The organism is Amycolatopsis sp. NPDC045836 (assembly GCF_056431745.1).
In genome coordinates this window covers 148675-160475 of sequence record NZ_JBWKKF010000005.1, presented here as the reverse complement: position 1 = coordinate 160475, position 11801 = coordinate 148675, and the positions used below count along the sequence as shown (strand labels likewise).

10 protein-coding genes are annotated in these 11801 nt (G+C 71.2%); 6 read left to right on the top strand and 4 right to left on the bottom strand.

What is annotated here, in order from left to right; genetic code table 11:
• A partial coding sequence (locus AC07EG_RS10470; RefSeq protein WP_478252769.1) for a sensor histidine kinase occupies window positions 1-3904 on the bottom strand: 3904 nt, incomplete at its 3' end.
• A gap of 788 nt (window positions 3905-4692) precedes the next feature.
• On the opposite strand from AC07EG_RS10470, the gene AC07EG_RS10465 reads away from it, so the two are divergent.
• From AC07EG_RS10465 to AC07EG_RS10445, 5 genes are read left to right on the top strand one after another with little or no spacing between them, the layout of a single operon-like run.
• Entirely contained in the window at window positions 4693-5103 is a 411-nt protein-coding gene (locus AC07EG_RS10465; RefSeq protein WP_478252768.1) for a DUF485 domain-containing protein, read from the top strand.
• Window positions 5100-6674, top strand: coding sequence for a solute symporter family protein (locus tag AC07EG_RS10460; RefSeq protein WP_478252767.1), 1575 nt, complete (start codon window positions 5100-5102; stop codon window positions 6672-6674). The genes AC07EG_RS10465 and AC07EG_RS10460 overlap by 4 nt, the downstream gene beginning before the upstream one ends.
• 15 nt (window positions 6675-6689) lie before the next feature.
• Window positions 6690-7835, top strand: a complete 1146-nt coding sequence (locus AC07EG_RS10455) for a type III PLP-dependent enzyme (RefSeq protein ID WP_478252766.1) — start codon at window positions 6690-6692, stop codon at window positions 7833-7835.
• Window positions 7825-8217 (top strand): adenosylmethionine decarboxylase, encoded by a 393-nt coding sequence (gene speD, locus AC07EG_RS10450; protein ID WP_478252765.1) that lies wholly within the window; start codon window positions 7825-7827, stop codon window positions 8215-8217. Before AC07EG_RS10455 ends, speD begins: the two co-directional genes overlap by 11 nt.
• Before the next feature lies 1 nt (window position 8218).
• Window positions 8219-9070 carry a spermidine synthase gene (locus AC07EG_RS10445; protein WP_478252764.1) on the top strand — a complete coding sequence of 284 codons (852 nt, stop codon included), beginning with the start codon at window positions 8219-8221 and terminating at the stop codon, window positions 9068-9070.
• Here AC07EG_RS10445 and AC07EG_RS10440 read toward each other — a convergent pair.
• Both AC07EG_RS10440 and AC07EG_RS10435 read right to left on the bottom strand, forming a co-directional pair.
• Window positions 9056-9232: an SbtR family transcriptional regulator gene (locus AC07EG_RS10440; RefSeq protein WP_478252763.1), complete on the bottom strand. Its 177-nt coding sequence runs from the start codon at window positions 9230-9232 to the stop codon at window positions 9056-9058. The two genes, AC07EG_RS10445 and AC07EG_RS10440, sit on opposite strands and share 15 nt — an antisense overlap.
• A 148-nt stretch (window positions 9233-9380) precedes the next feature.
• Window positions 9381-9917 (bottom strand): TetR/AcrR family transcriptional regulator, encoded by a 537-nt coding sequence (locus AC07EG_RS10435; protein ID WP_478252762.1) that lies wholly within the window; start codon window positions 9915-9917, stop codon window positions 9381-9383.
• Window positions 9918-10062: 145 nt separating this feature from the next.
• Between AC07EG_RS10435 and AC07EG_RS10430 the strand changes: the two genes are divergently transcribed.
• Entirely contained in the window at window positions 10063-11493 is a 1431-nt protein-coding gene (locus AC07EG_RS10430) for an MFS transporter (protein WP_478252761.1), read from the top strand.
• On the opposite strand, the gene AC07EG_RS10425 is transcribed toward AC07EG_RS10430, so the two are convergent.
• Window positions 11459-11800 carry a DUF3817 domain-containing protein gene (locus AC07EG_RS10425; RefSeq protein WP_478252760.1) on the bottom strand — a complete coding sequence of 114 codons (342 nt, stop codon included), beginning with the start codon at window positions 11798-11800 and terminating at the stop codon, window positions 11459-11461. The genes AC07EG_RS10430 and AC07EG_RS10425 overlap by 35 nt on opposite strands.
• Window position 11801: the final 1 nt, after the last annotated feature.

The window sequence follows — 11801 nt, the reverse complement described above, 5'->3', positions numbered from 1 at the left end:
GGTCCGGCTCTGCCGTTGGCCCGGGTTTCGCGGTTCGGCCCGCCTCTGCAGTGGCCTCGGCTTTTGCGCTTCGGCTCGGCTCGGCGGTGGCCTCGGGTTTCGCGGCTCGGCCCAGCTCAGCGGTTGGCTTGAGCTCTGCGATCGACTCGGCCCCTGCACTTCGATCCAGCTCAGCGGTGGGCTCAGCTTTTGCGGTTCGGCCCGCCTCTGTAGTCGGCGCGGCTTTTGCCCTTCGGTTCCGCTCTGCGATGGCCTTGGGTTTCGCAGCTCGGCCCAGCTCAGCGGTTGGCTCCGGATTCAGGGCTCGGCCCGACTCTGCGGCTGGCGCGGCATTCAGGGCTCGGCCCGGCTCGGCGGTTGGCTTGAGAGCTGCGGTTGGCTCGGTCCCTGTGGTTCGGTCCAGCTCCGCGGTTTGGTCCAGCCCTGCGATCCGGCCCGACTTCGCGGTTCGGTCCGGCGTTGCGATGTGGTTGGCGCGGTCCGGTTTCGCGGTTTGAGCCGGGGTGGCTGGCTCCCCGGTCTGCTCGGGCTTCGCGGTTTGGGTCGATGTGGTCGGCTCCGTGGTTGGCTCAGGCTTCACGGCTGGCGCGGGCTCCGGCTTGGCGGGCTGCTCGGACTTCGCGGGCTCAGCGGACTCGGCGGGCCCGGCCTGACTCGGCTTTGCGGCCTGCTCGAGTTTCACGGCCTGCTCGGGTTGCGCGGCCTGCTCGAGTTTCGCAGCCTGCTCGGGTTTCGCAGCCTGCTCGAGTTTCGCAGTCTGCTCGGGTTTCACGGCCTGCTCGGGTTTCGCAGCCTGTTCCCGCTTCACAGCTTGGCCGGGCTTCGCCCGCTTGGGCAGCGCTGCTCGTTTCGGCTTCGCTGTCTGGCCGGGCACCGCGGCCTGACCGGTCGGCGTGGGCGACTCGGGCTGTGCGGCTGCCACAGGAAGTTCTGGCTTCGCGGCGGGCTTCGGCGTGGCGGCCTGGTCGGCTGGGGCGGTGCCATTCACCGGCGACTCGGGCTTCGAGGCCGCTGCCTGGCCGGGTTTCGTCCGCTTGGGCAGGGCGGCCGACGCGCCTGCCGCAGCCTGTTCCGGCTGAGCTTTCGGCTCGGTCCCGGGCTTCGCGGAGGCGCCGGGTTCCGGGGCGGGTGCCGGGCCGAGGGTGGACTGGACGGCGGCGGGCTCCCCCACCAGCCTCCCCGTTTCCTTCCGGCCCCGGTTCACGCCCTGCTGGAAGCTGCTCAACCGCCCGCGGATGTTCGCCGGGTCGCGGACCGGGAGGTCGGTGCCCTTGGCGACCGGCGCCGGCGCGGCCGCGGTCGCCGCGCTGCCCGGGAGCAGCTGCTCGCCCCGCCGCCGGCGCGGCAGGCCGGCCGCGGTGAAGCTCGACGGCTCCGATTTGGACACCGTCTCCACCGCCCGCCAGCTTTCGTCCGACGGGAAGTCCCAGTCCGGCTCCGACGCGGCTTCGGGCGCTTCCTCCGCCTCCGGCTCGCTCTTGCGGAACCAAGCCGAGAGCATCGCGTCGAAGATGGGGGTGTTTTCCGGCTCCGCCGGTTCGGGCTCCGGCGGCACCGCGGCGGACCACCAGTCGCTGAGCACGCCGCTGCTGCTGCCCACCTCAGAAGACGACACGAACAGCGCCTTCCCGGCGGGCAACGTCACTTCGGCCTCGCTCTCGGCGGGCTTCGGCTTCGAAGTCAGCGGAGCGGCAGGCGGTTCCGGCTCGGCGGTCGGCTCCTCGTACGGCGTGACCGGTTCGAACAACCCGGTCCCGGAAGACTCCTTCGGAGCGGGCACCTCCGCCCCGCTCAACCGCCGTTCCAGCGCACCGCCCTGGGCGGGCACGGACACCGGCAGCACCCCGGACCGGCTGACCCCGTTGGGCTTCCGCCGCGGCAGCGCCCCGGCCGGCTGGGTGGCCGGAGTGGACGTTGGCGCCAGCCGCGGCCGGGTGCCGGTGCCGGGCACCGCCTCCAGCACCAGTTCCGACGGCACGGTCACCGTCGCGCGCACCCCGACGATGTCGCGGCCGCCGTGCAGCAGCACGCCGATGCCGTGCCGCCCGGCCAGGCGCCCAACCACGAACAGGCCCATCCGCCGCGAAGTGGCCAGGTCGATCGAACCGGCTTCGGTCAGCCGCGTGTTGGCCTCGGCGACCTCGGCCTCGTTCATCCCGATGCCCTTGTCCAGGATGTCCACCGAGAGCACGCGGTCCTCCGACAACCGGGTCGCCACGGTCACCTGGGTTTCCGGCGCGGAGAACGCGGTGGCGTTGTCGAGCAGTTCGGCGATCAGGCGCATCAGGTCGCTGGCCGCGTACCCGACCACCCTGGCCGGTGGCGGCGGCTGCACGACCACCCGCTGGTACTGCTCGATCTCCGAGACCGCCGCACGCAGCATGTCCGCTGTGGACACCGGCTGCCCGGACCGCCGCGCGGGCTCGGCACCGGAGAGCACCATCAGGTTCTCGTTGTTGCGGCGCATCCGGGTGGCGAGGTGGTCGAGCTGGAACAGCGTGGCCAGCTGGTCGGCGTCCTCCTCGTCGCGCTCCAGCCGTTCGATCAGCTGCAGCTGCCGCTGCACCAGGCTCTGGCTGCGCCGCGACAGGTTGACGAAGACGCTGCTGTACCCGGTGCGCATCGCCGCCTGCTCGACCGCGAGCCGCAACGCCTGGCTGTGCACCGCGTCGAACGCGCGGGCGACCTCACCCACCTCGTCCTCGGCCGTCACCGGCACGGGCTGCACGTCGGTGCTCTGCGGACGGCCCTCCTGGATGTTCTCCACCGCCGCGGGCAGCTGCTTCTCGGCGATGTCCAGCGCACTGGCCCGCAGCACCCGCAGCGACCGCAGCAGCTGCCGGGTGATCAGGAACACCACCGCCGCGGCCAGCACCAGCGCGGCGAACAGCAGCACGGTGAGCACCCCGGCGCCGGTGCTGGCCCGGTCGGCCAGGGTCGCCGAGACCGAGCTCAGCCGGTCACCGAGCCTGCCGCTGACCTCGGAAAGCCTGCTGCCGACGGCGGTCGAACTGTCCGCCCACTGCTGTGCCGAGGTCTCGCGCAGCGCTTCCTCCGGCGACCGGCCCTGGTCCCCGAGCGCGGTGCGGACCAGGGTGTCCCTGGTCTCGAAACTGGGCCCGGCCACCGTGGTGTCGAAGTCCTGCCGCTGCTCCTGCGACGCCGCCGCGCGGAAGTCGGCCAGCCGGTCGGTCAGGCGCACCTCGGTGGTGCGCAACTGGTTCAGCTCGGCAGGCGAGAGCGTGCGCCGGGCGATGCCGTAGCCGACCAGCGCCTGCGCCTGCGACACCTGCTCCTTGGCCACCAGCAGGTCGTGCAGCGCGCTCGGGGTGCCGCCGACGGCGTCGTCGCTGATGCTCGCGGTCAGCGCGGTGTGCAGCTTGAGCAACCCCGTGGCCACGGCGGTGTACTCGGTGATCGCCTGCGCCGGTTCCAGGCCGCCGTCGTCCACCTGCTCGCGGATCTGGCCCAGCCGGGACAGCTGGTCGTCGGCCTCCCGCGCCGGGCTGACCACACCCTGGTCCAGCGCGGTGGCCCGCTCCACGGCGGCGTCCAGGCCGGGCAGCGCGCCGTCGGTGCGGGCCCGCAGGTCGGCCAGCTCCGGCGAGCCCGCCGCGGTGGTCTGCACCAGCAACTCGGCCGTGCGCACCCGCTCGGCCTGCAACTGTTCCAGCGTGGTGCGGAGCTGCCCGCCCAGCGCGACCAGCCGGTCCATCCGCTGGTAGCTGCTCGACCGCTCGACCTGGCTGCCGATGGTCAGCACGCCGAGCACGATGGCGAGCAGGATCGGCACCAGGGTCACCGCGGCCAGCTTCACCGGGAGGTTCCAGTCGCGCCACCGGGTCAGCGAACGCCACCTCGACGGCCGCCGGGGCGGCCTGCCGAGCAGCTTTCCAACAGGCACTTGGCCTTCTCCTGCACCGGTCACGAAAGTGACTCCCTGTTCGGCGTCGTCGCTGCTGTGGCGCGTGCATCGCCCCGCGCGGATGCACGGCACGACGCAACATGCCATCTGCACGTGCACGGGGACAACAGCAGCACCCAATCGATCACAAAGTCAGCGTGGTGCCGGAATCGTACACCAATAGTGTGATTGTTCGAACGCGTCAGCAAACACCTACTGACCTGCAAAAATGGTGCTCGTCGGGGGCCGGCGGCCAGGACGGGCGCACCCGGACGGGCGGCAGCGCCAATTCCGGTTACAGTCCTCGTCCTTTCCCCGAACGCCATGTCACCCACATAGCCCATCACCCGCCGTCACCGCCGGCAAACTCATACCTACCGTGCCACTGGAACCGGACTTGAGCTGCAATTTGTCCCCGAAGATGTGGTGTTGATCCTGGTTCAACGGAGATCGGGACCTTCTTTCCACCCACTGTCGCAAATGGAGAATCATTCCCTGCGGCCGTGCGGTAGCACCGGCGCCGCGGTACACACAACCACCATCACCTGTGGTGATCCAGCCGGGTGACACTTATCCGGAACAGCGCACAGATGCCGCAACGCGCCTCGAAGAATGGAACAGCCCGTCACCGGCGGACTCACTATTTCGTGTGACGAAGGCCATTCTTCTGCGCTTTCCCCGTCCGTAAAGATCGTTTCTCCGCTGCCTCGATTCAGCCCCGGTCGCTTTCCGGCCGCCGATTCGGCGTGGCTACGATGACCGCCGCCCCCGCTCGTGTAGGAGGAACGATGCCGGCCAACGAGCCCGATCCGAGGAACGCGCTGGAGGAGACCGGGCAGCTGCCGCTGATGTTCGGCGGGCCGGGGTCCTCGGCGGCGGCCGGTGCGCCCCGGCAGGCCGGCCCGGACTACCAGGCCATCCAGCGCAGCCCCGAGTTCACCGCGCTGCGCTCGCGGCTGCGGCGGTTCGTCTTCCCGATGAGCCTGCTCTTCTTCACCTGGTACCTGGGCTACGTGCTGCTCGCCGCCTACGCCCACGAGTTCATGAGCACCCCGGTCTTCGGCGCGGTGAACGTGGCCATGCTGCTCGGTCTGGCCCAGTTCGCCTCGACCGTACTGATCACCGCCGCCTACCTGCGCTTCGCCAGCCGGCGGGTGGACCCGCAGGTGGCCGCGCTGCGGCGGGGCCTCGGCCGGTGAACGCGCCCACCGAGAGCGACCCGGTGGTCAACATCGCGGTGTTCGCCCTGTTCGTCGCCATCACCCTGTTCGTGGTCTACCGCGCCAGCAGCCGCTCCTCGTCCACTTCGGACTACTACGCCGCGGGCAGCGCGTTCACCGGGCGGCAGAACGGGATCGCTCTTTCGGGTGACTTCCTGTCCGCCGCCTCGTTCCTCGGCATCGCCGGGGCCATCGCGATCCACGGCTACGACGGCTTCCTCTACTCGATCGGCTTCCTCGTCGCCTGGCTGGTCGACCTGCTGCTGATCGCCGAACTGCTGCGCAACACCGGCCGGTTCACCCTGGGCGACGTGCTCAGCTTCCGGATGCGCCAGCGCCCGGTGCGGGCCGCCGCGGCCACCTCCACGCTGGTCATCTCGCTGTTCTACATGCTGGCGCAGATGGCGGGCGCCGGCGGGCTGATCGCGTTGCTGCTGGACATCGACAGCGGCTTCGGCCAGGCGCTGGTGATCGGCGTGGTCGGCCTGGTGATGGTGCTCTACGTGCTGGTCGGCGGCATGAAGGGGACCACGTGGGTGCAGATCATCAAGGCGGCCGTGCTGATCCTGACCGTGGCGCTGATGACGGTGTTCCTGTTCGGCAAGTTCGGCTTCAGCTTCTCGGACCTGCTCTCCGCGGCCGCGGACAACAGCCCGCTCGGCGACCGGCTGCTCGAACCGGGTGGGCTCTACGGCGCCACCGGGACCAGCAAGCTCGACTTCGTCTCGCTCTCGGTCGCGCTGATCCTCGGCGCCGCCGCGCTGCCCCACGTGCTGATGCGCTTCTACACCGTGCCGAACTCGGCCGAGGCGCGCCGGTCGGTGGTCTGGGCGACCGGCTGCATGCTGGTCTTCTACCTGTGCACGCTGGTGCTCGGCTTCGGCGCGGCGGCGCTGGTCGACGCGGACGAGATCCTCGGCTCCCCCGGCGGCGAGAACTCGGCGGCGCCGCTGCTGGCCCTGCACATCGGCGGCACGCTGCTGCTCGGCGTGGTGGCCGCGGTGGCGTTCGCCACCATCCTCGCCGTGGTCGCCGGGCTGACCATCACCGCGTCGGCCTCGTTCGCGCACGACGTCTACGCCAACATCTTCAAGCGCGGCCGGGCCGAGCCCGCCGAGGAGGTGCGGGTGGCGCGGATCACCGCGGTGGTGATCGGCGCGCTGGCCATCGCCGGCGGCATCCTGGCCAACGGGCAGAACGTGGCCTTCCTGGTCGCGCTGGCCTTCGCGGTGGCGGCCTCGGCGAACCTGTCCACGCTGCTGTACTCGTTGTTCTGGAAGCGGTTCAACACCACCGGCACGCTGTGGGGCATCTACGGCGGGCTCGGCGCCTGCCTGGTGCTCGTGCTGTTCTCGCCGGTGGTCTCCGGCGCGCCGGACTCGCTGTTCCCGGGGGTGGACTTCAGCTGGTTCCCGCTGCGGAACCCGGGTCTGGTGTCCATTCCGTTCTCCTTCCTCTGCGGGTTCGCCGGTGCGCTGGCCGGTCGCCGGGAGGACCCGCGCAAGCAGGCCGAGATGGAGGTCCGCTCGATCACCGGCATCGGGGCCTGACCTACCCTCGATCGGGTGAGCGCTGAGCGGATCCGGGAGTTCCTGGCGCGGGTGGACCCGCCGACGCCGTGCCTGGTGGTCGACGTCGACGTGGTGCGGGCCCGCTATGACGAGCTGTCCGCCCTGTTCGACGGTGTCGCGCTGTACTACGCGGTCAAGGCGAACCCCGAGCCCGCCGTGGTCCGGGCGCTCGTCGCGGCCGGGTCGCGGTTCGACGTGGCCAGTCCCGCCGAGATCGAGCTGTGCCTGGCCTGCGGGGCGGCGCCGGGAGCACTGTCCTACGGCAACACGATCAAGAAGCCCGCCGACATCGCGAGCGCGTACGCGGCCGGTGTCCGGGACTACGTCTTCGACGCCGAAGAGGACCTCGAGAACCTGGCCGGGCACGCACCGGGAGCGTCGGTGTCGGTGCGGATCCTGGTGGACGGCCCGGCCTCGGTCACCCCGTTCGGCCGGAAGTTCGGCTGCGCTCCGGAACTGGCGCTCGTCCTGCTGCAACGGGCGGCCGAGCTGGGGCTCGACGCGGCCGGGGTGGCCTTCCACGTCGGCTCGCAGCAACTGGACCCGGATGCCTGGGACGCCGGGATCGCGGCGGCGGCGAAGATCGCGGCCGAGGTGCCGTTGCGGCGGCTCAACCTGGGCGGCGGCCTCGGCACCACCTATCGCGACGGGGCTCCGGCGCCCGCCGCGTACGCCGCCGCCATCTCCGGCTCGCTGCGGCGGCACTTCCCGGCCGGGGTGCCGGAGCTGCTGATGGAGCCGGGCCGGGCGCTGGTGGCCACCGCCGGGCTGATCCGGGCCGAGGTGGTGCTGACCGCCCGCAAGTCCACTGTGGATGCCCACCGCTGGGTCTACCTCGACGTGGGCCGGTACAACGGCCTCGCCGAGACGGAGAACGAGGCCATCGCCTACCGGTTCGAACCGGTGGGCGAGCACTCGGCGGAAACCGGGCCGGTGATCCTGGCCGGGCCGACCTGCGACGGCGACGACGTGCTCTACCAGCGCACGCCGTACGAGCTGCCGCTGTCGCTGCGCGGCGGTGACCGGCTGGACATCCTCGACGCCGGTGCGTACACCGCGAGCTACTCTTCGGTGGCCTTCAACGGGATCCCGCCGCTGCGCACGTATTGTCTCCGGACGGGGGTGGAGGATGACGGCTGAAGTCGGTTTGTTCGCGGGCAGGCACGTGCTCGCCGAACTGCACGGGGTGGCTCCGGCGCTGCTGGACGACGCGGCGTTCCTGCGGGCCACGCTGCGCGAGGTGATGGAGTCGGCGGGGGCGACGGTGGTCGGGCTGCAGGACCACCGGTTCGAACCGCAGGGTGTGACCGTGCTGGCCATGCTCGCCGAGTCCCACGCCTCCGTGCACACCTACCCGGAACTCGGCGCGGTGTTCGTCGACGTGTTCACCTGCGGGGAGCGCGCCGACCCGGAACTGGCCGTCCAACTGCTGGCCGAGGCGCTGGGCACGCGGTCGGTCATCTCGTCCACCGTCGACCGCGGGCACCGCGTGGTGCTGCCGCACAACAACTCCGGGAGCTGAAGTGCCGAGCATCGTCGAGCCGGTGGGGGCCGGGCTGAGCAGGGTGTGGGAGCTGGACGAGGTGCTGCTCGACACCCGCACCGACTACCAGCACCTGGTGATCGCGCGCACCGCGCAGGGCGTGTCCCTGTTCTGCGACGACGAACGGCAGAGCACGGAAGCCAGCCAGCTCGTCTACCACGAAGCGCTGATGGTGCCGCCGCTGCTGCTCGCGGACGGCCGGTCACGCGTGCTGGTGGTCGGGTCCAGCGAGGGGGTCGCCACGCAGATCGCGGTGGCCGCCGGTGCGTTCGTCGACCACGTCGACATCGACACCGAGGCCGTGCGCGCCTGCGCCGAGCACCTGCCCTACGGCTACTCCCCCGCCGAACTCACCGCGGCCGAGCGCGGCAGCGAGACCACGCGCGTGTGGTATCGGGACGGCTGGTCGTTCCTGGCCGAGACCGAGCACCGCTACGACCTGGTGGTGATCGACCTGCCGGACGAGAACACCGACCCGTCGGCCCAGCACAACCGCTTGTACAGCACGGATTTCCTGCGCCGGTGCACCAGGGTGCTCGCGCCCGGCGGGGTGGTCTGCTGCCAGGCGGGCTGCCCGACGCTGTGGCGCAACGAGACCCTGCTGGCGCTGCACCACCGGTTCACCGAGGTCTTCGGCACCACCGTCTACTTCGGATCCGACGAGCACGAGTGGGCGTTCCTGTCCGGGCGCGCGGACGTGCTCCCCGACCCGGAGGCGACGATGACCGCCCGGCTGGCCACCTTGGCCTACCGCCCGTCCTCCATGGACGAGGAGACGCTGCGCGGGGGCACCGTGCCGCCGTACTCGGTGCGCCACTCAGACCGGGCGTAACCCACTGACCAGGATCTCCAGCAAGCGCTCCGCCTCCTCCGGAGTCGCGCGCTCGGTCGCCACGCACAAACCGTGCCCCAGGCGCAGCAGGTCGATCCTGGTGACCTCGAGCCGGACCTGCCGTGCCGCCGCGGCGGCACCGCGCCGCCGTACTCGGTGCACGGGCGTAACCCACTGACCATGACCTCCAGTAGCCGCTCCGCCTCCTCGCCAGCGGCTCGCTTGGCCACGCACAAACCGCGCCCGGCGCAGCACACCCACATTGATGACCTCAGGGCGGACGTGCGGGACCGCGTACTCGGTGCGCCACTCAGACCGGGCGTAACCCACTGACCACGATCTCCAGCAAGCGCTCCGCCTCCTCCGGAGTCGCGCGCTCGGTCGCCACGCACAAACCGTGCCCCAGGCGCAGCAGGTCGATCCTGGTGACCTCGGGCCGCACGTGCGCCCCGGCCGCGGCCAGCACCTCGTCGGCGACCTCGTGCAGCACCGCGTGCGCCCACGAGAACACCTCGCACTCCTGGTCGAGCGACGCCTTGAGCGCCACCACCAGGCCCTTCTTGCGGGTGAGGAAGCGGACCTGCTCACGCAGCCAGAGCGGGATGACCTCACCGGGCGCCGCTTCCGCCGAGATCCGGCGGCCGTGGTCGGCCAGCGCCCCGATCTCCTCGCGGTAGACCGCTTCGACCAGCGAGTCCCGGTTCGGGAAGTGCCGGTAGAGCGTGCCCGCGCCGACCTCGGCCCGTCTGACCACCTCGTCGAGCGGTACCTCGGTGCCCTTCTCCGCGAACAGCTCCCGCGCGACGGCGACGATCCGCTCGTAGTTGCGGCGTGCGTCGGCGCGCATCGCGACCTCCTCGTCGAGCTAAGCGGACAGGTTCTCCGGTTGGACTTGCGTAACCGGAGACACTCTCCCTATGCTAACCCGCAGCTAACCGGACAATCTCTCCGCTTAGCCGTCCTGGGGTTCCCGCTGCTTTGGAGACAACTTCGTGTCCGCAACCACGCTTCCCGCACCACCTTCGGCCAGGCCGGGCCTGGCACTGGCCGCCGTGCTCACCGCCCAGCTCATGCTCGTCCTCGACGTCACCGTGATGAACGTGGCGCTGCCCGGCATCCAGGCCGAACTCGGCTTCACCCCGACCGGCCTGTCCTGGGTGATCACCGCCTACAGCCTGGTCTTCGGCGGCCTGCTGCTGCTCGGCGGCCGGGCGGGTGACCTGTTCGGCAGGCGGCGGCTGTTCCTGTCCGGCGTCGCCGTGTTCACCTTCGCCTCCCTGCTCGGCGGCCTCGCCGACTCGGCGTTCTGGCTGGTCGCGGCCAGGGTGCTGCAGGGCGTGGGGGCCGCGGCCGCCGGGCCGGGCACGCTGGCGCTGATCACCACCACCTTCCCCGAACCGGCCGCCCGCACCAGGGCGCTGGCCCTGTTCACCAGCGTGTCCAGCGGCGGGTTCGCGCTCGGCCTGCTGGTCGGCGGCCTGCTCACCGACTGGTTCTCCTGGCGGGCCACGTTGTTCATCAACGTGCCGTTCGGCATCGCGGTGTGCCTGCTCGCCAAGCGGTTCGTCGCCGAACCACCGCGTCACCGCGCCCGGCTGGACCTGCCAGGCGCGCTGCTGGCCACGATCGGCATCGCGGCGCTGGTCTACGGCTTCAACCACGCCGCGTCCGACGGCTGGGCCACCGCCGTCACCGTGCTCAGCCTGGCGGGCGGGGTGGTGCTGCTGGCGGTGTTCGCGGTGGTCGAACTGCGCACGCGCCAGCCGCTGATGCCGTTGACCCTGTTCGCCGACCGGAACCGCGCCGCGGCCTACCTCAACTTCTTCTTCGGGCCGATGGCGATGATGTCGATGTTCTACTTCCTCACCCAGTTCATGCAGGAGGTCGGCGGGTTCGGGCCGCTGGCCACCGGGGTCGCCTTCCTGCCGATGGCCGGCGCGGTTTTCGGGCTGAGCAGGCTGGTGCCGCGGCTGCTGCCCCGGTTCGGGCCGAAGGCGCTGGCGGTCACCGGGTGCCTGCTGATGGTGGCCGGGCTCGCCTGGCTCACCCAGCTGACCCCGGACACCGCCTACTTCCCCGGCCTGTTCGGCCCGATGCTGCTGATGGGGCTGGGCGCGGGAACCGCGTTCACCCCGCTCAACGTGATCATCATGGGCAGCGTGCACCCGCGGGACGCCGGGGCGGCGGGCGGGGTGCTGCAGACCATGCAGCAACTCGGAGCCACGGTGGGACTGGCCGTGCTGGTCACCGTGTTCGGCGTGGTGTCACGGGAGACGAGCGGGGAACCGGCCCGGGTGCTGACGGCGGGCATGACCGCGGCGTTCACCGCGGCGGCGGTCATCGCCGCCGGCACGCTGCTGGTGGCGCTGAGCTTCCGCGGCCGGGCGGCTACAGCCGCTCGCCCGCCTGCACCTTCGCGGTGACCTTGCGCTCGACCAGGAAGGAGACGAACGGGATGCACCCGGCCAGCAGCACCCCGGCCACCGCCTTCCACGACCAGCGGGCCTTGATCGCCAGGTCGATGGTGAGCGCGGCGTAGACCATGAAGACGACACCGTGGATCGGCGAGTACACCGCCGACGGGCCGGGGTTGTCGAAGACGTAGCGCCAGATCATCACCACGACCAGGCCCAGCAGGCCGACGCCGGTGACGTAGGCGGCCACGCGGAACCGGGTCAGCGGCCCGCTCAGGTTCGCGACGCGCTCTGTGCCGTCCTGGGTGCCCACCATC